General features: G+C 71.3%; 19 protein-coding genes and 1 riboswitch. Of the genes, 7 read left to right on the forward strand and 12 right to left on the reverse strand.

Translation table 11 applies throughout. The features are described 5' to 3' along the window. Nucleotides 1–68: 68 nt before the first annotated feature. Nucleotides 69–161, reverse strand: a riboswitch (glycine riboswitch). Nucleotides 162–232: 71 nt separating this feature from the next. Next, nucleotides 233–565 carry a DUF3817 domain-containing protein gene (locus ACZ6Z4_RS18610; protein WP_465565377.1) on the reverse strand — a complete coding sequence of 111 codons (333 nt, stop codon included), beginning with the start codon at nt 563–565 and terminating at the stop codon, nt 233–235. Between the two features lie 95 nt (nt 566–660). On the opposite strand from ACZ6Z4_RS18610, the gene ACZ6Z4_RS18615 reads away from it, so the two are divergent. Further along, the gene (locus ACZ6Z4_RS18615; RefSeq protein ID WP_465565380.1) at nt 661–2,169 is read left to right on the forward strand and encodes an alpha/beta hydrolase; all 1,509 of its coding nucleotides are present in this window, start codon (nt 661–663) and stop codon (nt 2,167–2,169) included. On the opposite strand, the gene ACZ6Z4_RS18620 is transcribed toward ACZ6Z4_RS18615, so the two are convergent. Both ACZ6Z4_RS18620 and ACZ6Z4_RS18625 read right to left on the reverse strand, forming a co-directional pair. Next, nucleotides 2,106–2,741 carry a TetR/AcrR family transcriptional regulator gene (locus ACZ6Z4_RS18620; protein ID WP_465565383.1) on the reverse strand — a complete coding sequence of 212 codons (636 nt, stop codon included), beginning with the start codon at nt 2,739–2,741 and terminating at the stop codon, nt 2,106–2,108. The two genes, ACZ6Z4_RS18615 and ACZ6Z4_RS18620, sit on opposite strands and share 64 nt — an antisense overlap. A 37-nt stretch (nt 2,742–2,778) precedes the next feature. Then, nucleotides 2,779–4,125 (reverse strand): FAD-binding protein, encoded by a 1,347-nt coding sequence (locus ACZ6Z4_RS18625; protein WP_465565387.1) that lies wholly within the window; start codon nt 4,123–4,125, stop codon nt 2,779–2,781. Nucleotides 4,126–4,320: 195 nt separating this feature from the next. Between ACZ6Z4_RS18625 and ACZ6Z4_RS18630 the strand changes: the two genes are divergently transcribed. Then, on the forward strand, nt 4,321–5,586 hold the full coding sequence (locus ACZ6Z4_RS18630; RefSeq protein ID WP_465565391.1) for a S1 family peptidase: 1,266 nt from the start codon (nt 4,321–4,323) through the stop codon (nt 5,584–5,586). 54 nt (nt 5,587–5,640) lie between these two features. Here the strand turns inward: ACZ6Z4_RS18630 and ACZ6Z4_RS18635 are convergent, their stop codons facing one another. The 3 genes from ACZ6Z4_RS18635 to ACZ6Z4_RS18645 all read right to left on the reverse strand — a co-directional run bounded on the left by ACZ6Z4_RS18635 (nt 5,641) and on the right by ACZ6Z4_RS18645 (nt 8,264). Then, on the reverse strand, nt 5,641–5,859 hold the full coding sequence (locus ACZ6Z4_RS18635; protein ID WP_465565394.1) for a hypothetical protein: 219 nt from the start codon (nt 5,857–5,859) through the stop codon (nt 5,641–5,643). A gap of 197 nt (nt 5,860–6,056) precedes the next feature. Continuing rightward, nucleotides 6,057–7,478, reverse strand: coding sequence for an aminopeptidase P family protein (locus ACZ6Z4_RS18640; protein ID WP_465565397.1), 1,422 nt, complete (start codon nt 7,476–7,478; stop codon nt 6,057–6,059). Between the two features lie 72 nt (nt 7,479–7,550). Continuing rightward, nucleotides 7,551–8,264 carry a GntR family transcriptional regulator gene (locus tag ACZ6Z4_RS18645; RefSeq protein ID WP_465565400.1) on the reverse strand — a complete coding sequence of 238 codons (714 nt, stop codon included), beginning with the start codon at nt 8,262–8,264 and terminating at the stop codon, nt 7,551–7,553. Nucleotides 8,265–8,361: 97 nt separating this feature from the next. Between ACZ6Z4_RS18645 and ACZ6Z4_RS18650 the strand changes: the two genes are divergently transcribed. The 4 genes from ACZ6Z4_RS18650 to ACZ6Z4_RS18665 are packed head-to-tail and all read left to right on the forward strand — an operon-like array spanning nt 8,362 to nt 11,815. Next, on the forward strand, nt 8,362–9,549 hold the full coding sequence (locus ACZ6Z4_RS18650; protein ID WP_465565403.1) for a hypothetical protein: 1,188 nt from the start codon (nt 8,362–8,364) through the stop codon (nt 9,547–9,549). Between the two features lie 9 nt (nt 9,550–9,558). Next, a complete protein-coding gene (locus tag ACZ6Z4_RS18655) occupies nt 9,559–10,317 on the forward strand; it encodes a LamB/YcsF family protein (protein WP_465565407.1) in 759 nt (252 codons plus the stop codon). Further along, nucleotides 10,317–10,970 (forward strand): 5-oxoprolinase subunit B family protein, encoded by a 654-nt coding sequence (locus ACZ6Z4_RS18660; RefSeq protein WP_465565410.1) that lies wholly within the window; start codon nt 10,317–10,319, stop codon nt 10,968–10,970. Before ACZ6Z4_RS18655 ends, ACZ6Z4_RS18660 begins: the two co-directional genes overlap by 1 nt. Further along, nucleotides 10,967–11,815 carry a 5-oxoprolinase subunit C family protein gene (locus ACZ6Z4_RS18665; RefSeq protein ID WP_465565413.1) on the forward strand — a complete coding sequence of 283 codons (849 nt, stop codon included), beginning with the start codon at nt 10,967–10,969 and terminating at the stop codon, nt 11,813–11,815. Before ACZ6Z4_RS18660 ends, ACZ6Z4_RS18665 begins: the two co-directional genes overlap by 4 nt. Here ACZ6Z4_RS18665 and ACZ6Z4_RS18670 read toward each other — a convergent pair. From ACZ6Z4_RS18670 to ACZ6Z4_RS18695, 6 genes are all read right to left on the reverse strand, one after another. Further along, complete coding sequence (locus tag ACZ6Z4_RS18670) at nt 11,796–12,797, reverse strand: proline racemase family protein (RefSeq protein WP_465565416.1); 1,002 nt, start codon at nt 12,795–12,797, stop codon at nt 11,796–11,798. The genes ACZ6Z4_RS18665 and ACZ6Z4_RS18670 overlap by 20 nt on opposite strands. A 94-nt stretch (nt 12,798–12,891) precedes the next feature. Continuing rightward, nucleotides 12,892–13,794: a dihydrodipicolinate synthase family protein gene (locus ACZ6Z4_RS18675; protein WP_465565419.1), complete on the reverse strand. Its 903-nt coding sequence runs from the start codon at nt 13,792–13,794 to the stop codon at nt 12,892–12,894. Next, nucleotides 13,791–15,581: an FAD-dependent oxidoreductase gene (locus ACZ6Z4_RS18680; RefSeq protein ID WP_465565422.1), complete on the reverse strand. Its 1,791-nt coding sequence runs from the start codon at nt 15,579–15,581 to the stop codon at nt 13,791–13,793. The genes ACZ6Z4_RS18675 and ACZ6Z4_RS18680 overlap by 4 nt, the downstream gene beginning before the upstream one ends. Then, complete coding sequence (locus ACZ6Z4_RS18685; RefSeq protein WP_465565425.1) at nt 15,578–16,726, reverse strand: NAD(P)/FAD-dependent oxidoreductase; 1,149 nt, start codon at nt 16,724–16,726, stop codon at nt 15,578–15,580. Before ACZ6Z4_RS18685 ends, ACZ6Z4_RS18680 begins: the two co-directional genes overlap by 4 nt. 94 nt (nt 16,727–16,820) lie before the next feature. Continuing rightward, entirely contained in the window at nt 16,821–17,411 is a 591-nt protein-coding gene (locus tag ACZ6Z4_RS18690; protein WP_465565430.1) for a helix-turn-helix domain-containing protein, read from the reverse strand. A gap of 10 nt (nt 17,412–17,421) precedes the next feature. Then, entirely contained in the window at nt 17,422–18,531 is a 1,110-nt protein-coding gene (locus ACZ6Z4_RS18695; RefSeq protein ID WP_465565435.1) for an SDR family oxidoreductase, read from the reverse strand. Between the two features lie 71 nt (nt 18,532–18,602). On the opposite strand from ACZ6Z4_RS18695, the gene ACZ6Z4_RS18700 reads away from it, so the two are divergent. Continuing rightward, nucleotides 18,603–19,706: a LysR family transcriptional regulator gene (locus ACZ6Z4_RS18700; RefSeq protein WP_465565440.1), complete on the forward strand. Its 1,104-nt coding sequence runs from the start codon at nt 18,603–18,605 to the stop codon at nt 19,704–19,706. Nucleotides 19,707–19,794 lie beyond the last annotated feature (88 nt).

Below are 19,794 nucleotides of genomic sequence, written 5' to 3' on the forward strand. Positions count from 1 at the left end.
CTTCCGGTCTTCGTTGACCGATCGGTGTGCCTCCCCGCTCTGTTGGGCGTGCTGCCTTCCAGAGGTGCCTCGCCCGTGCGGTGAGGGTGCCTGAGAGATTCTTGGGGAGAGTTGCTCCTACGGCGCCCAGGTCGGGCCTGGGTCTCTCCCGCACGGGTTCATACGGCGGGTGCTGCTGACGATCGCGACGGTACGGCGGCCCGGCCGTACTCGTCAATCCGGCCGGGCGCGGTCAGCCCAGGCGGTCGGTCCGGGCCGCCCACAGCTCGAAGAACCAGGTGAACAGCGGGGGAACGCTTGCCGCCAGCGCCAGCAGCGTGGTCGGCCAGCTCCAGCGCAGCGGCTTGCGGACGACCGCGACGGTCAGCACGTAGGCGACGAAGATGCCGCCGTGGATCGGCCCGAAGACCTGGACGCCGATCTCGTTGTCGGACAGCACGTACTTGAACAGCATCCCGATCAGCAGCCCGGTCCACGAGATCGCCTCGGCGATCGCCACCACCCGGAACCAGGTCGCATGCTTGGAACCAGCCGGCGCGTCCACGGCTGCAACAGTCTCGGTCATCAGACCAGTGACCCTAACAAGCAGCTCCAACCCCGGGGTCGGCTCGGGGGCGCTGCCGGATGCCGGTCAGGGTCCGGGCGGCCAAGGATCGAAGCGTGAAGAGACAAAGTGTTTGGTGTGCCGCCCTGGCCGTCGTTCTGGCCACGCTGACCGTCCCCGCCACTGCCGCTGCCCCGGCCGCCGAGCCGGCCGCGGAGCCGCCCGTCCAGCTAGCCGCCTCGCGTCCGTTGAGCTGGTCGGCCTGCGCGCCCGAGCCGGGCGACACACCGGAGGAGATCGCCCTGCTCCCCGGCTCCGAGTGCGCGACGCTCACCGTCCCGATCGACTGGAACCATCCGTCCGCAGGCACCTTCGAGCTCGCGGTCGCCCGCCGGAAGGCCCAGCAGCAGCGAGTCGGCGTACTGGTGTTCGGACCGGGCGGACCCGGCGACTCCGGCGTCGACCGGATCCGGACCGGGATGAGCCGCTTCAGCCGGCAGCTCGAGGACCGCTTCGACATCGTCAGCTTCGACCCGCGCGGTGTCGCCCGGAGCAACGCCGTGAAGTGCTCGGCCGCGCTGGTCGCCCGCCAGCCGTCGCCGATCCTCCAGAGCCAGCAGGACTTCGACGACACCATCACCTACAACCGCGAGCTCGCAGCAGACTGCCGGAAGAACACCGGCCCGGTCTACGACCACCTCGACATGCTGCAGACCGTCCGCGACGTCGACGCGATCCGGGCCGCACTGGGCGAGTCCCGGATCTCCTTCCACGGCAGCTCGTACGGGACGCTGCTCGGCCAGCAGTACGCCGAGCGCTACCCGCGGCGGGTCCGCGCGCTCGTGCTGGAGAGCGTGTTCGACCACGGGCCCGCGTCCACCGGCGAGTTCCTCGACGAGCAGGCATGGGCCGGGCAGGACTCGTTCGACGAGTTCGTGAAGTGGTGTACGACGGCGACGACCTGCTCCCTGCACGGCCAGGACATCCACGTCCTGTGGGATCGACTGATCGCCAGAGCCGATCGTGGTGACCTGCCGGACCCACAGCGCCCGGCGTACCCGATCAACGCGTTCCAGCTGAGCTTCGTGACGTTCCGGACGTTCTACGGACCCGACTGGGCCCGACTGGCCGACCTGCTCGACAAGCTGGACCAGAGCCCGCCGCCGACCGCCGTACCGCCGGTCCCGACCGGACTGACCAGCTTCGCGTTCGTGACGTTCTGCCACGACTTCGACCTGCCGGTCCGCGACTACCGCGAGTACGCCGGCCACCTGCGGCGACTCGCGCGGGACAACGAGGACCTGCGCTACCCCGGACAGCTGCTGGCCGTGGCGACCTGCCTGGGTTTGCCGAAGGCAACCAATCCGCAGCGCACTCCGCAGCGGCAGGACCTGCGGACACCGGCGCTTCTGGTCAACAGCCTGCACGATCCGGCGACCGGCTACAACGGTGCGAAGAGCGTGGCCCGCCAGTTCGGGCGGGACGGCGTACTGCTGACCTACCGCGGCTGGGGCCACGGCAGCTACACCACCAGCCCCTGTGTCGAGCGGGCGGTCGACCGCTACCTGGTGACGCTGGCCTTGCCGGCGCGCGGCTCCGCGTGTCCGAGCATCCCGCCGAGCTGACCGAGCAGCACCTCGCGGAACGTGGCCGGGTCCGGCGCCGGCTGGCGCAGGGCCCGGCTGACGATCGCACCGGTCAGCGCGGTCAGCAGGAAGTCGGTCACGTCGGCCGGGCGGTAGGTGTCGCTGAACGAGCCCTCGACCACGCCCTCGGTGACCGCTGCCAGGAACGGCGTCCGGTAGCGGGCGAGCACCTCGTGGCTGTGCGCGCGCAGCTCGTCGTCACGCATCGCCGCCCGCCAGAACTCGACCAGCAGCTGCTGCGTACTGGTCGGGTTCTCCAGACTGCGGTCCGTCATCGCGACCAGCCGCCGCCACGGGTCAGGCTCGGCCGAGGCGACCGCCTCCAGCGCCTCGACCTCCCGGTCGGTGGCCAGGCCGAGCGCCTCGACGACCATGTCCTCGCGGGAGCCGAAGTAGTTCTGCAGCGTGCTGATCGCGACTCCGCTGACCGCGGACACGTCGGCGAACCGCGTGCCTTCGTACCCACGGTCGGCGAGCACGGTCGCGACCGCCTCCAGGACGGCCGTCCGTTTCGCACCACCTGCTCGACGTCTGCGCTGCGGCTCTGGCATGGCGACACCTTATGGCCAGGCCGCCGCGGGCCCGCCGCTAGCCGAGGGGCGGGATGTTGTGGTTGAAGCGGAACACGTTGGCCGGGTCGTACTTCGTCTTGACCTCTTGCAGCCGCCGGTACGTCGCTTCGTCGTACGCCGTGCGCACGGCGTCCACCGACGCGTCGGCCGGGGACAGGTACCCCGGGTGCCGCCGGCCGGTCGCCAGCCGGTCGATCAGCTCGCGCCCGGCGTCGCGCTGCGCCTCGACCTGGTCGGGTGCGACCGCGGTCAGCGCGAAGACCGCGAACCCGATGTCCCGGCGGACCGCGTTCGGCACCCGCGGCGCCCGACCGAGCGCACCGCCGAGGTGGCTCAGGTTGACCATCGTGATCGCGGTCTCGGCGTCCGGCCCGACGACGTCGAGGACCGCGTCGACGGTGTCCGCGCTCAGCTCGTCCAGGACCGCGAAGTGCTCGACCGCGGCGCCCGGTTCGGTCGGGTCGTTGGTGATCCCGGCGATCTCGGCGGCGGGCATCGGCGCGACGGTGTCCATCAGCACTGGCGCCGCGGCGCGCAGCGGGGCGACCAGGGCGGCGCCGGCGTCCGGCGTACCGACGTACGCGAGCCGGACCGAGACGGTGAGCTTGCCGCGCATCATCTCGGGGACGAACGGCAGGTCCGGGGCGCGCAGCAGCAGCACCGACGAGGTGACCTCGTCCGGCGCGGTCGCGGTGAACCGCCGGTACGCCGTCAGCACGTCGCGCGCGTCGGCCCCGGCGTACAGGAGGGCGCCGGCGTACAGGTCGGTGATCGGGAACAGGTCGAACTCGATCGCGGTGACGACGCCGAAATTGCCCTTGCCGCCGCACAGGGCGAAGAACAGGTCCGGCTCGCTGGTCGCGTCGACCGTGCGCAGCTCGGCGTCGGCGGTGACCAGCTCGATCCGACGGACGTGGTCGGCGGCGTAGCCGAGCATCCGGGCCATCGCGATGCTCACACCGCCGCCGAGCGTGTAGCCGACGACGCCGACGGTCGGCGACGAGCCGGCCAGCGGTGCGAGGCCGGCCTCGGCGGCCTCCTCGACGACCTGCCCCCAGCGGACACCGGCCTCGGCGCGGGCGGTGCGGCGCTCGGCGTCGACGGTCAGGCCGGTCATCCGGCGGGTGGTGATCGCGACCGCGTCGGCCGGGGTGGGCACCGACGGGCCGTGGCCGGTGTTGAGGACGGCGACCGGCAGACGCACCTCGTGCGAGTGCCGGATCGCGGCCTGGACGTCGGCGGCGCTGGTCGCGCCGACGACGACCTGCGGCTGGTGCCCGACGGACAGGTTGAAGAACGAGAGCTCGTCGGCGTACCCGGCGTCACCGGGGACCAGGACCGGGCCCACAACGGAAGTCAGCATGTGAATACGGTATCGCCGTACCGGATACCAGCGGGTACCCCTGACGAGTTGTCGCCAGTGAGAAGGGCGGGCGCCCACCGGCGCGGGCTTTCCCTTGCTGACGCTGGGTGCCCTTGTGGTCATCGTCCGTAGCCACCACGATTCCCTCACCGTGGCCCTGTGAGGCAAGGCCACCCAGAGGAACCGGATGTGACCATGTCCTTTGTTTCCCCGCCCCGCCCCGAACTACGCCGTCCCCGGCACTTCCGCAAGACCGTCACCGGCGCCGCTCTGACGCTCGGACTCGGCGCCGCCGCCCTGGCGCCGATCCAGTCCGCGAGCAGCGCTCCGCTCCCCGAGGCCGTCGACGGCGTGTACACCGTCCTCGGCCAGAGCTGGGGAGTCTCCGCGACCGAGGCCAAGTCCCGGCTCGACGCGGAGCACGCCAAGACCGCGGCCCTGGAGTCCGTGCAGGCCCAGCTGACCAAGGCGTCCAAGAGCGCCGGTGCCGGCCTGGACGGCGCGTTCTTCGACTCGGCCCGCCGGCTGGTCGTCAACGTGCACACCACCCAGGCGGCCGACACCGCCCGCACCAACGGTCTGTCCCCGCGGACCGTGGCCCGGGGCGAGAAGGCCCTGACCGCCCTGCAGACCAAGGCCCAGGCGATCATCGACCGGTCCGGCTCGACGCAGGTGCAGCAGGTCGGCACCGACCTACCGAGCGACCAGCTGCGGATCATCCTGCAGCCCGGTGAGCAGTCGGCCAAGACCGTTGCCCTGGTCAAGCAGTTGAAGGCGCTCCCGGGTGTTGCCGTGAGCACCAACACGACCACCCTGTCGATGACCGCGGACGTGATCGGCGGCCAGATCATGGACCTGGTCCCGGGCACCAACTGCTCGCTCGGGTTCTCCGGCACCCGCAACGGCAGCGACAACGTGATGCTCAGCGCCGGCCACTGCGTCGAGGGCAACCCGATGGTGCAGAACCGGTCCGGTGTCCGGCTCGGGGTCGGCGTCGCCAGCCGCTTCCGGACCGGCTCGCCGAGTGTCGACATGGGCCTGATGGACATCGACAGCAACAACGTCGGCCGCGGCTACATCGACAACCGCAACGGTCAGACCACCCGGGTCACCGGCTCGTCGAAGGCCCCGGTCGGCTCGACCATCTGCAAGGCCGGCAACACCACCGGCTGGACCTGCGGCACGATCCAGCAGTACAACCTGACCGTCAACTACGGCGGCGCGGGCGGCAGCGTCACCCGCACCAGCGGTCTGGCCCGGTCGACGGTCTGCACCGAGGGCGGCGACTCCGGCGGTGCGTACATCTCCGGCACCGTCGCGCAGGGCATGACGTCGGGCGGCCCGTCCGACGGTCACGACTGCGGCTTCAACCAGGGCGGCAACGCCACCGGCTCGTACTCGTTCTACCAGCCGGTCGTGGACGCCGCGAACTACTACGGGGTCACGCTGACCCGCGGCTGAGCACCTGACAGGCCGAAGCCCCCACCCTGATCAGGTGGGGGCTTCGGTCCGTTCTCAGTCCAGCACCCGCAGCAGGTGATCCCCCCGGAACACCCGGCCGGACAAGGCCTGCAGCTGCTCGCAGGCCGTCTCCAGCGCCTGCGCCTGACTCGCGCACCCGTCGACGTACCAGAACGGGTCGTCGGGCTGCGGGTCCTCCGCGTCGTCGATGTCGGCGTACCAGTGCCGGTCGCCCGCACATCCGCAGTGCACAACGCGCACCCGTAGATTCATCGTCGTACCCCCCGTGCCTCACCACCCCTGGGTCCCCCCCGGGTCCCAAGTTCGGGGCCGTCCGGCCGGTGCGTGGCCGCGGCCCCCCACCACCACGCACCGAGCCGAAAGCGACCCTCCCCCGCTGACTACATCGGAGCCGACCGGCCCCGCGTTACTACCTGTGACCAGATTTTTTTAAGTGATTGATTCACGACTCACTGTCGCTGCGCCTTGACCCACTGCTCGAGCCCGTCGGCGGTGATCGGGAGTGGTTCGGTGAGGATCTCCAGGCGGTCGGCGTGCACCACGACGTTGTCCTCGATCCGGATGCCGATACCGCGGAGCTCCGGCGGGACGGTTTCGTCGTGCGGGTGGAAGTACAGGCCGGGCTCGACGGCCAGCGCCATTCCGACCTCGAGGTCCGCGGCGAAGTAGGTCTCCGGGCGGGCGGCGTCGCAGTCGTGGACGTCGAGGCCGATGAAGTGGCCGAGGCCGCAGACGACGTACCGGCGGTGCTGCTGGCCGTCCGGGCCGAGCGCCTCGTCGGTCGACACGTCGACGATGCCCCAGTCCCGCAGGCCCTCGACGAGCACCCGCATCGCCTCGTACTGGAAGGCCCGGTACGGCGCCCCCGGCGTGACCGCCGCGAGCGCGGCCAGCTGCGCCTGGTGCACCAGGTCGTACACCTGCCGCTGCGCCGCCGTGAACTCACCGGTCGCCGGGAACGTCCGGGTCACGTCGGCGGTGTACAGCGTCCGCGTCTCGACCCCCGCGTCCAGCAGGATCACGTCGCCCTCGCGTACGGCGCCGTCGTTGCGCACCCAGTGCAGCACCGGCGCGTGATTGCCGGCGGCAACGATCGACGCGTAGCCGACCCCGTTGCCCGCGGTCCGGGCCCGCCGGTCGAAGGTCCCCTCCAGCCACCGCTCGCCGCCGCCACGGATGGCCTCCGGCAGCTCCCGCGCGACGTCCGCGAACCCCTGCACGCTCGCCTCGACGGCCTCGCGCAGCTGGTCGAGCTCCCAGTCGTCCTTGATCCGGCGCAGCTCCGAGATCGACTGCCGCAGGATGTCGCCGTCGGTCCGCGAGGTCCGCACCAGCGCGTCCAGCATCGGCTCGACTCCCGGCACCGACAGCATGAACGGCACCGCACCCCGTACGGCGGACGGCAGCTCCTCGATCGGCCGGCACGCGATCTGCAATGCCTCCGACCAGTCCTTCAGCCCCGGCACCGGCCCGATCCACAGCTCCCCGTCGCGCGCGTTCGCGAAGTAGTCGGGCTCGTCCGGCCCGGCGGCCTCGCGCAGGTAGAGCGTCGAGTCGCCGTCCGCCGAGATCACCAGCACGGCACCCTCGGCCTGGCAGCCGGTCAGCCAGACGAAGTCGCTGTCGGCGCGGAACCGGTAGTCGGTGTCGTTGGACCGGACCGGCGCCTGCCCGGCCCCGAGCGCGATCCGCCGTCCCGGCAGCGCGTTGACCAGCTTCCGCCGATGCTCCGCGGCCGCTTCCGCCAACCCCGAAGGCAGCACCACCGCCCGATCCACTGCTCCCCAGCCCCGCGGAATCGCGTCCCGGAACCCCTTCGCGTCGATCGGCCGGTACGACTTGCGCTGTTCTTCGGTGCGGTCCTCGGTCATTCGTGCTCTCCCCTGTCGATTGGCCCTACCAGCCATCAACTCAGTTATGAGCCTTACTCCGCAAGCCCGAATTCAGGCCCGGGCGCGGAAGGCTTCGAGCAGCGCCGCCTGGGAGTCGAGCAGGTAGGCGTTGAGGTCGTCGGCGGCCCGCGCGTACTCGCCGGTTTCGAGCAGCTCCAGCAGCGAGCGATTGCGGGCGATGTAGGGCTCATGCAGCGCCCGCGGGGTCGCGATCACGTGGAAGAGCAGCCGCAGCTCGGCGAGCAGCCGGCCGGTGATCTCGTTGATCCGGGTGCTGCCGGCCAGGCCGACGAGGTGCCGGTGGAAGCGCATGTTCGCCGTACCGACGGAGATCCAGTCCTCCTCGACAGCGGCGGACTCGGCGGCCTCGACGTCTGCCCGGAGCGGCTCGAGCTGCGCGGGGTCCAGATCGGAGAGCGCCCGGACGACATCGCACTCGAGCACGCGGCGGAGCCGGTACAGGTCGAGCAGGTCGTCCTCGGTGAGGTCAGGGACGAAGACGCCGCGGTGCATCCGGTGCACCAGCAGCCCCTCGTGGGTGAGCAGGCGGAAGGCCTCGCGGAGCGTGTTCCGGCTGACCTGGAGGGCGTCCTTGAGCGACTCCTCGGACAGCTGGGTGCCGGGCCGGAGCACGCCGTCGGTGATCCGCCGGCGCAGCACGTCGGCGACCCGCTCGGCGGAGCTGCTCCGGTCGAAGTGCGCGGCATCGTCGGCGACGGCGCGCAGCCACGACTGGTCGGCCGGAGGCCCGATTTCGCTCGCCACCTCGTCATCATACGGATCGGCGTTCAACGAGAGTCTTGCAGGATTGTTGAACAATCTCTACGGTTGAGACTCACCGTCGACCCGGGGAGTCGCCATCATGCTGACCGTCGAGGAGCAGCGGACCACGCTCGCTCTGCCCGGCCGGACCGCGCCGCTGGCCCGCGAGCTGATCGAGGCCGCCGGGTTCGAGGGCCTGGTCGACGACTTCACCACCGAGCTCACGGCGTACGACGGCGTCGGCGAAGCCGCCGCCGCGATCACCACCGCCGGCGCCTCGCTCTGGCGGACCGCCGTCGACCGCGCCCAGGGCCGGCTCAGCTCCGGCACCATCGACCCGTACGACGACCGCCCGCTCTACTGGGCCCGGACGACAATGAGCCGCGCGGTCCGCGAGTGGCAGCCGTCGTACCCGTTGACCGATCTGCAGCGCCGCGCGATCCTGCGCCAGTTCGACTACGCCTCCCGCGGCATCGACGGAGTCGCGTTCCCGGCCGACGGCCCGAAGCTGCTGGTCAGCGGCTTCGACACCTACAGCCTCGACGACAGCCTGCGGCACTCGAACCCGTCCGGCGCCGCCGCGCTGCAGCTGCACGGCCGGAAGGTCGGCGACGTCACCATCCAGGCGGTGATCTTCCCGGTGAACTGGACCGACTTCGACCAGGGCGTCGTCGAGGACGCGTTCGGCCCGTGGCTGGTCGGTCCCGAGGACCCGCGGCACCGCGGCGCGATCGACGCGTTCACCACGATCAGCCAGACCCGTCGCGGCCACATGCACATCGAGAAGTGGGCCGGCGGGTTCCGCGGCGGCGCGCCGGACAACAACCGCGCTCTGAACTGGGGCCCGATCTCGGCCGCCGCGCTCTGGCCGCAGCCGCAGCCGTCGCCGCAGTTCATCGGCACCACCCTCCCGTACGCCGAGATGATCGCCGCCGGCACCGGCCCCTGGCCGGTCACGCTGAACCCCGGCATCACCGAGTGGCCCGCCGGGACCTTCCCCGACCCCGACGCGCTGCGCACCGCACCCGACCCGTCGCCGGGCTCGCACGCGGCCAGCGCCCCGGGCAGCAACTACCTGTCGAACGAGTCGATGTACCGGACCAACCGGCTGCGGCTGGGCACCGGTCACGCGACAATGCCGGGCGGGCACCTGCACATCTCCGCGCTGGAGTACCCCGCCGATCCGAGCTCACTGACCAGCCCCGAGTTCGAGGCTGACCGCAAAGCTGTCGTGGACCAGACCGTCGCCCTGATCGAGGCCGTCGGCAAGACCCTGCTGTTCACCTAGGAGGCTGAGATGTCCGTCGACCTGAACGCCGACCTCGGCGAGGGCTACGGGAGCTGGGCGATGGGTGACGACAACGCCCTGCTCGACGTCGTCACCAGCGCCAACGTCGCCTGCGGTTTCCACGCCGGCGACCCGTCCATCATGCGCGCGGTCTGCCGCCGGGCCGCCGACCGCGACGTCGCGATCGGCGCCCACGTCGGGTACGCCGACAAGCCCGGTTTCGGCCGCCGCTTCATCGACATCGAACCGGCCGCGCTGCGCGACGAGGTGCTCTACCAGATCGCCGCGCTGGACGCGTTCGCCCGCGTCGCCGGCTCGGAGGTCGCGTACGTGAAGCCGCACGGCGCGCTCTACAACACGATCGGGCACCACGAGGACCAGGCCGCGGCCGTCGTCGCGGCGGTCGCGGACTACGACCGCGCGCTGCCGGTGCTCGGGCTGCCCGGCGCGGTCTGGCTCAAGCTCGCCGCCGAGGCCGGGCTGACCGTCGTCCACGAGGCGTTCGCGGACCGCGCGTACTCGCCGGACGGGACGCTGGTCTCGCGGCGCGAGCCCGGCTCGGTGCTGCACGACGGGCGCGAGATCGCCCGCCGCTGCGTGGCGATGGCGACCGGCGAGCCGATCAAGGACGTGAAGGGCGGGGAGCTGCGGCTGAAGCCGGGGTCGATCTGCCTGCACGGGGACACGCCTGGCGCCGTACAGATCGCTCAGCAGGTCCGCGAAAGCCTCACGAAGGCCGGGGTCGAACTGACTCCTTTTGCGGCCTGATGCGGATTCTGCCCTGCGGTAGTTCGGCACTGCTGGTCGAGCTCGACGATCTCGACCAGGTTCTGGGGTACTACGCCGCGCTCCGCGCGGACCCGCCGGCCGGTGTCGTCGACATCGTCCCGGCGGGGCGGACGGTGATGGTCACCATCTCCCCGAGCACCACTCTCACCGCCCTCGAACGCGCGCTTCGCGCGACCACTCCGGCCGGCGACCACCGCACCGAGGGCGACCTGATCGAGCTTCCCGTCACCTACGACGGCGAAGACCTCGCCGACGTCGCCGCACTGCTCTCCTGCTCGATCGACGACGTCATCCAGCGCCACACCTCCGAGGAGTGGACCGTCGCCTTCTGCGGCTTCGCCCCCGGCTTCGGCTACCTCACCGGCGAGTCCTCCTGGGACATCCCCCGCCGCAAGTCCCCCCGCACCAAGGTCCCCGCCGGCGCCGTCGCGCTGGCCGGCGAGTTCAGCGGCGTCTACCCCCGCGAGTCCCCCGGCGGCTGGCAGCTCCTCGGCCACACGGATGTCGCGGTCTTCGACCTCGACCGCGACCCGGCCGCGCTGCTCAGCCCCGGCCGCCGCATCCGCTTCGTCGACGCCACCTCCGGCTCCGTGTCCGGCTCCGGCTCCGGCTCCGGGCGAGGTTCCGCGTGACCGCGCGCTTCGAGGTCCTGGCGACCGGACCACTCACCACCGTCCAGGACTCCGGCCGCCCCGGCCAAGCAGCCCTCGGCATCGGCCGCTCCGGGGCGTGCGACCGTACGTCGTACCAGTTGGCCAACCGCCTGGTCGGCAACCACCCGGACGCGGCGGCTCTGGAGGTCACCTTCGGTGGCCTGCAACTCATCGCCGCGTCCGACCTCGTCTACGCGGTCACCGGCGCCCCCTGCACCGGTGTCCCCCTCAACGCCCCCGCTGTCCTCCGCGCGGGCGAAGTGTTGCAGCTCGGCACCCCGCGCACCGGCCTGCGCACGTACGTCGCCTTCCGCGGCGGCCTCGACGTCGACCCGGTCCTGGGCTCCCGCTCCACCGACCTGCTCTCCGGCCTCGGCCCGGCCCCGGTAGCCACCGGCGATGTGATTGCCCTAGGCAAGGACCATGGCCCGATGCCCGGCGTCGACCTCGCTCCGGTCGCGGATCCGGCCGGCGATCTGCTGACCGTCGACGTGCTGCCCGGCCCGCGCCGCGACTGGTTCACCGACAACGGCTGGCGATCGCTGACCGGCCAGTCGTACACGGTCAGCAGCAACAGCAACCGGATCGGCGTACGGCTGGAAGGCGAGCCGCTGGAACGGGCCCGCGACGGCGAGCTGACCAGCGAGGGCATGAACCTCGGCGCCCTGCAGATCCCGCCGTCCGGCCTCCCGGTCCTGTTCCTCGCCGACCACCCGGTGACCGGCGGCTACCCGGTGATCGGCTACGTCGCAGGCGCCGACCTCGACGCCTGCGCGCAGCTACGCCCTGGTCAGTCGCTCCGTTTCAGAGCACGAACCCGGTAGGGAACGGATCCGACGGGTCCAGCAAGTAGTTCCCCATCCCCGTGATCCAAGCCCTGCCTCGTACGGTCGGAATCACTCCCGGCAGCCCACCGACCGTCGTCGTCTCCAGCAACTTCCCGGTGAAGCTCGTCCCGATGAACGACTCGTTCACGAACTCCTGACCCAGCTCCAGCTCACCACGCGCATGCAGCTGCGCCATCCGCGCACACGTCCCCGTCCCGCATGGCGACCGGTCGAACCACCCCGGATGGATCGCCATCGCGTTCCGCGAGTCGCTCCCGTCCCGCCCCGGCGCCGTGAACTGCACGTGCTTGCAGCTGTGGATCCCCGGGTCCTCCGGGTGCACCGGCCGGTCGGTCTCGTTGATCGCCGCCATGATGTCCAGCCCGGCCTGCAGGATCCGGTCCTTCTCCGACCGGTCGAACGGGATCCCGAGCTGCTCCAGCGGCAGGATCGCGTAGAAGTTCCCGCCGTACGCCAGGTCGTAGGTGACGGTCCCGAGCCCCTTCACGTCGACCGACGCGTCCAGCGCGTGCGAGTACGCCGGGACGTTCCGCAGCGTGACGTGCTCGGCGCGCCCGTCCTTGACCGCGACGTCGACCACGACCAGCCCGGCCGGTGTGTCCAGCCGGACCTGCGTCAGCGGCTCGCTGACCGGCACCATCCCGGACTCGACCAGCACGGTCGCGACACCGATCGTCCCGTGCCCGCACATCGGCAGGCAGCCGGACACCTCGATGTAGAGCACCCCCCAGTCGGCGTCCGGCCGGGTCGGCGGCTGCAGGATCGCGCCGCTCATCGCGGCGTGCCCGCGCGGCTCGTTCATCAGGAACAGCCGCAGGTCGTCGTCGTGCGCCATGAAGTACTGGCGGCGCTCCTCCATCGTCGCGCCCGGGATGACCCCGACACCGCCGGTGATCACCCGGGTCGGCATGCCTTCGGTGTGCGAGTCGATCGCGCTCAGCGTACGAACAGACCTCATACCAGCGACCTTCCGGTGGACGATGCGTGCGCTTCCAGCATCCCTCGCGAGCTCGGCGCCCGGCCGCGCGGGACTTCCAGCGTCCCTCGCCGGCTCACGCCAGCGACTCGACCGCGCGCTTCATGTCCTGCTCGAGCTGCGCGACGTGCTCGGGAACCAGCGGTCCGCGCGGCGGGCGGCAGGGGCCGCCGTACCGGCCGACGTAGTCCATCGCCCACTTGATCGCCTGCACGAACTCGACCCGCGAGTCCCAGCGGAACGACGCGACGAGCGGCTCGTACAGCGCGCGGGCCTCCTCGACCTTGCCCTCCAGCGCCAGGTTGAACAGCCGCACCGACTCGGCCGGGAAGACGTTCGGGAACCCGGCGAACCAGCCGGTCGCGCCCATCAGCAGCGCCTCCAGCGTCAGGTCGTCGGCGCCCGCGACCACGGTCAGGTCCGGAGCCTGCTCGCGGATCTCCAGGATCCGCCGGACGTCGCCGGAGAACTCCTTGACCGCGACGATGTTCTCGATCTGCGCGATCTCGCCGAGCAGGTCCGGGGTCAGGTCGACCTTGGTGTCGAGCGGGTTGTTGTAGACCATCACCGGCAGTCCGGCCTTGGCGACCTCGCTGAAGTGGTGCAGCACCTCGCCGCGGTTGGCCCGGTACATGGTCGGCGGCAGGCACAGTACGCCGTGCGCCCCGTCCTCGGCGGCCTTCTCGGCCCAGCTCCGGGCCTGGTGCGCGCCGACGCCGTGCACGCCGACCACCACGATCCCGTCGTCGCCGACGGCCTCGATCGCGGTCCGCGCGACCGCGCGCCGCTCGTCGTCGGTCAGCGACGAGTACTCCCCGAGCGACCCGTTCGGGCCGACGCCGCGGCAGCCGTTCTCGATCACCCAGCGGCAGTGCTCGGCGTACTTGTCCAGGTCGGGCCGCAGCCCCGCCGGCGCGCTCGCGTCCTCGGCGTACGGCAGCGCGGTCGCCACGATCACGCCATCAAGCTTCTCGCTCACAGTTCCTCCTCGTTGGCCAGGTCGCCGAGCCGTACCGGCACCGCGATCGGTCGTTTGTGGTCAGCCGGCTCCGCACCGGTCAGACAGGCCGCGTTCCGGGCGCACACACGCCCCTGGCACAGCCCGAGCCCGACCCGCCCGGCCAGCTTCAAGCTCCTGCCGGTCTCCAGCCCGCGGTCGGTCGCGGTGCGTTCGAGATCCCCCCGTGAGACCTCTTCGCACCGGCAGATCAGCGTCGCGGGATCGCTCCACTCGCGCCAGCCGTCCCGGACCGGGTACGCCGCCGCCAGCGCGTTCGCAAATCGCTTGCCCTTAGCAACTTCATCGAGCCCCGCGCCCCGCGTCTCCGCCCCACCAGGCGCAGCCGCCGCACTCCGCCCTACGACCCGCCGTGCGGCCGCCGCCCCCGCCACGCGCCCTTCCGCGGCTGCCAAGTCCGCGCCACCGATCCCGGTGATCTCCCCAGCCGCGAACACTCCCGACGTGCTGGTCCCCTGCCACTCATCGATCACCACCGCCGCCCCATCAGCAGTCAGCTCACACCCGGCAGCAACCGCCAACTCCAGTTGCGCCGTAAACCCGTACCCCACACACACCGCATCGACCTCGACCCGCTCCTCGCTCCCGCGCACCGGCCGCCAGTCCGCATCCAACCTCGCGACCGTCACCGCCTCAACCCGGCGATTCCCGTGCGCCGCAACGACAGCCCGCCCGTGCCGCAGCTGGATCCCCCGCCGCGCCAGCACCCCGGCGTACCCGACCGCCTCGCGAACCTTGCCCCGAGCAACCAACGGATCGGTCATCCACCCGCGAGCGACCGTCCGCAACGCGTTCGCCTCGTACACCCCGACGACCTCGGCCCCGACGCCCAGCAACGCCTCAGCCACCGGCAGCAAGAACGGCCCGGTCCCCGCCAGCACCACCCGCTGCCCGACAGCAATCCGCTGCCCCTTCGCGAGCGCCTGCGCGGCTCCCGCGCTGTACACCCCCGGCAGATCCCACCCGCTGAACGGCAACACCCGGTCGTACGCCCCCGGCGCGAGCACGATCGCCTGCGCCTCAACGGCTTCCACCCGCCGCCCGACCGCGTCAGCGTCCCCGCGCTGGACCCAGACGCGCTGCCCCTCGATCGCGAAGACCGAGGTCTCCGCGAGGTGCGTCACCCGATGATGCCGCGCGACGCGATCGCGCAGCTGCACGAACTTCCCCCACCCGTGCTGCAACCTCCCCGGCTTGGCCGCCGAGAACTCCTCCGGCAGCTGCCGATGGAACTGCCCACCGACAGTCCGCCCGGCATCGATCAGCCCGACGCTGACCCCCGCCTCGGCCGCCGCCAGCGCCGCGTTCAGTCCGGCAGGACCAGCTCCGACCACCACCACGTCGTACGCCGTACTGGCGGCACTCGTCGACCGAGCACCATCCCAAACCGACCGAGCACTCTGTCTGGTGACTCTTTCCTCGGCCGCACCCACCCCCGGCAGCACCGCGCCGACCTGCGTACTGATCTCGTCCCCCGCCGACACCGTCCGCTGACAAGCCCGCACATCCGGCGTCCCGTTCACCACCACCAGGCAGTCGAAGCACGCACCGATCCCACAGAACACCCCCCGCGGACTCCCGGCCCCTCGCGTCGTCCGCCAGGACTCCCGCCCGGTCGCCATCAACGCAGCAGCCACCGTCTGCCCCGGCAGCGCCTCAACCGCCTCACCGTCGACAGTGATCCCCACAGCCGCCCCGAAGCGCGGCTCCGCCGGATCCCCTTCCACAGAACGCAGGTACGGACTCACAGCACCCCCACGACAGCCGGCCGGTCCACCCGGAACGGCTCCGGATCCAGGTGCGGCGGCACCCCGATGAACAGCTCCGTCAGCAACCGCCCGGTCGCCGGCGCCAGCCCGATCCCGGCGCCCTCGTGCCCGGTCGCGTGCCACAGCCCCGGCACCCGCGGATCGGCCCCGATCACCGGCAGATGATCCGGCGCGTACGGCCGAAACCCGCCGTACGTCCGCATCACCGGTACGTCGGCCAGAAACGGGAAGATCCCCACCGCCTTGCGCGCCAACTCCCGCAGCACGTGCACCTTCAGCGCGTCGTCGAACCCGATCCGCTCCCGGCTCGACCCGATCAGTACGGTCCCGGCCCGCGTCGACTCGACGACCGTCGAGGTCTGCAGCTCAGCATCCCCGCTGCCGACCGCGCCGACGTAGTCCGCGTCGTACACCTTGTGCCGCACGCTCTCCGGTAGCGGCGCGGTGACGAGGATCATCCCGCGCCGCGGCAGAATCTCGATCGGCGCACCGGCCGCCGTACCGAACGCCCCGGACCACGGCCCGCACGCGTTCACGACGGCATCGCACTCGATCAGACCTTGGTCGGTCTCGACACCGACCACACGGCCGGCCTTCTGCCGTACGCCGCGCGCACTCACACCGCTGCGCACCTCACCACCCCGAGCCCGTACGGCGGCCAGCAGAGCCGTCGCCAGCAGCACCGGCTGCACCTGCGCGTCGTCCGGGTAGAACACCGCCGTCGTCACCGCACGGGTCAGCAGCGGCTCCAGCTCGAACGCCTCCGCCGCACCGATCACCCGCGCGTCGACACCCGCATCCCGCTGCGTCGCCGCGAACTTCTCCAACGGCCCAGGCTCACCGGTCGCCACGACCAGACCGCCCTTGGCTTCCCACTCGATGTCGGCGACCTGCTCCGGCAACCGCGCGATGAGCGTCTCGAACTCCCGCCGCGACGCAACCGCCAGCGTGAGCTCCGGCCCCGGCTCCTTGTCGGAGACCAGCACGTTCCCCTCACCGGAGGAGGTCGTCCCGCCGGCCGGCGTACCGCGGTCGATCACGGTCACGGCGACCCCGGCAGCGGACAGCGCCTCGGCGCAGGCGGCACCGATCACCCCTGCCCCGACCACCACCACGTCCGGCATCTCGTCGACCCCATCGCCTCGTCGTTCACTTTAATGAACGCTTCGAGCGTACGACGCCCTCTGCCCCAGGTCAACGCCGGACCGTGCCGCGGCCCTACTCCGTGTGCAGCGTCTCCAACGTCCCCGGCATCGTGTCCGGCGGGTACTCCAGCAGCAGCACCGACCGCACCTCGCCGTCCAGCGCCTCGTACTCGTGCGGCCCGTTCGCCCGGAAGGCCAGGTAGTCGCCGGCCCCGAGCTCTTGACTGCGATCCCGCGCGGTGATCCGCACCCGCCCGGTCAGAATCACGTGATGCTCGGTCCCCGGGTGCCCGCTCGAGTGCTGCACCTCACCGGGCCGGATCCGCTGGTCGTACACCTCGAACAAGCTGCCCGGACTCTCCAGCCGCCGCAGCATCCGCAGATCCACCGCGGCCCCGCTCAGCGCCTCGACGTCCGCCGACCGCACCAGCACCAGGTCCGACGTCGGCGGCTCACTCAGCAGCGCCGACACCGGCACCCCCAGAGCGTTCGACAGACTGAACACCGTCTCGATCGTCGGATTCCCCGCCCCCGACTCCAGCTGCGACAGCGTCCCCTTCGCGATCCCCGACCGCCGGGCCAGCTCCGACAGCGAGATCCCCTGCTCGTCCCGCCGGACGCGCAGATTCACCCCGAGCACCCGCCCCGCTCCCTGACCAGCCACAGCTCGGAGCCTAGGGGATGATCCGGCGGCGCCGCAGCTCACTGAAGAGCGCGTAGAACATCTGCTCGGTCTCGACGTACTCGTGGAACCCGGCCCGCCGGGCCTTCGACCCGTCGGCGAAGAAGTCGTAGTCCCACCCGAACACGAAGTCCGCGAACCCCCACGACGAGACCTCCGCGTACGGCGTACCGGCGAGCCCGTGCTCGCTCTGCATCCGGTCCCAGAGCGCCTCCTTGTCGGCCATCGCGTCCTGCAACGGCATCGGCAACGGCGGCGCCACCGGCATCTCGAACCAGGCCGCGAGCTTCGGCCACAGCTCACTCCAGCGGAACAGGTCGCCGTTCGTGATGTTGAACGCCTGGTTCGCCGCGGCCGGCTCGGTCGCCGCCCACACCGTTGCCTTGGCCAACAACCCGGCGTCGGTCAGCTCCAGCAGCGCGTCGTACGCACCCGGCTTGCCGGGGAACCGCAGCGGCACACCGAGCTGCTTCGAGATCGACGCGTACACAGCGATCGCGACCGCCAGGTTCATCGGATTGCCGAGCGCCGTCCCGCCGACGACCGAGGGCCGCAACGCCGACCACGTCCACGCCTTACCCCGCTGCCGCTCGACGAGGAACTCCTGCTGGTCCACGTTGAACTCCGGCGGCAGATGCGGCGGATCGTCCTCCCGCGCCGGCGTCTTGAACGGCCCGAGGTGCGCGCCGTACACCTTGTACCCCTGCATCAGACTCACGTGCTCCAAGCCCGCCGCGACCGGCTCGATCGCGTCCACGACGTTGGTGAGCATCGCCAGATTCGGCGCAACCAACTCGGCCCAGGTCGGACGCTCCTGGTACGCCGCGTAGAAGACGTGCGTCACGTCGGTGAGGCCCTTCAACTTCACCCGGCTGTCCTCGGCATCCAGCAGATCCACGGCGAGGTGCCGTACGCCGCCCGGGCCACCGGAGCCGTTCGCCCCGCCGGCGTTCTCCCCGCCCGCGTTCTTGCCGCTCACGTTTTCCCCACCCCGGCGCGACACCCCGATCACTTCCCAGTCAGGAAGCCCCCGCAGGTGCTCCACCAGATTGCTGCCGATCACCCCACGCGCGCCCACCACGAGCGCCACCTTCGTCGTCATATCCCCAGCTTGTGGGTGACCCTGTGGATAAGTCCAACGCATGTTGTTCAGGATGTGCATAAACTCTGTGCATGGCGACGCTTCGACAGCTGGAGTACCTCGTGACAGTCGTCGACGAGGGCTCCTTCACCCGAGCCGCCGAGCGCCTGCACGTCACGCAGCCCGCCCTCTCCCACCAGATCCGAGCCCTCGAACGCTCCGCCGGCGGCCCGCTCCTCGAGCGCCTCCCCAAGAACCTCCGCCTCACCCCCGCAGGCCGAGCGATGCTCCCCCACGCCCGAGCCGCCCTGGCCGACGCCGACCGAGCCCGTCAGGCCGCCCGCCAAGCCGCCGGCCTCCAGGCAGGCGAGCTCCAGATCGCCACCCTGCACTCGATCACCCTCGGCATCCTCCCGATGGCCCTGAAAACCTGGCGCCGCCTCCACCCGGCGGTCGGCATCCGCCTCCACGAACACCCCCACACCACGTCCCTCACCCACGCGATGACCACCGGTCAGGCAGACATAGCCATCGGCCCAGCACCCCCCAACTGGCCCACGGCCCCGCAGGTCCTGGGCATCGAAGAACTAGTCGTAGTCGTCCCCGCCGACGACCCCCTGGCCCCTGCCCAGCACCCCAACCCCGGCAGTCCCAATACCGCCCCGCACCCCAACCCCGGCCGCCTCAGCGCCGCCCCGCGCCCCAACCCCGATGCTGTCCCGCCCCTAGACACCAACCACCCCGGCACCGCTCCGCCCCTCACTCCCGATCACCCCGACGCTGTCCCTCCCTTCCCCACGGCCCACGCCCGGCATCTCGACCACCCCCTGACCCGAGCAACCGACATAAACCTCTCCGCCCTGTCAGACCGAGCCTGGGTCCACTACGCCCCCCACCACGGCTTAGCCGACCTCCTCGACCAGGCCTGCGCCGAAGCCGGCTTCCACCCCCACATCGCAGTCCGCACCGAACAAACCGCAGCAGCCCCCGCCCTGGCCGCCGCCGGCCTAGGCCCAGCCCTGGTCCCCGCCAACATCCTCCCGACCAGCTACGACGGCCACGTCCTCCGCCCAACCCCACCCATCTGCCGGACCCTCACGGCGTACACCCGAGGCACCCCCGACCCCCTGACCACCGCCTTCCTAGAAGTCCTCACCACCACCTGGCCCCACATCCCCGGCACCAAACCCGCCTGATCCCCGCCGACGCACGCCCTCCCCACAAACCACCCGATCTCCCACAGCCACCCACCCCGCGCACGGGCCCCGCCCGGTCCCCGCGGCT

It is taken from the genome of Kribbella sp. NPDC104740, from assembly GCF_055583505.1.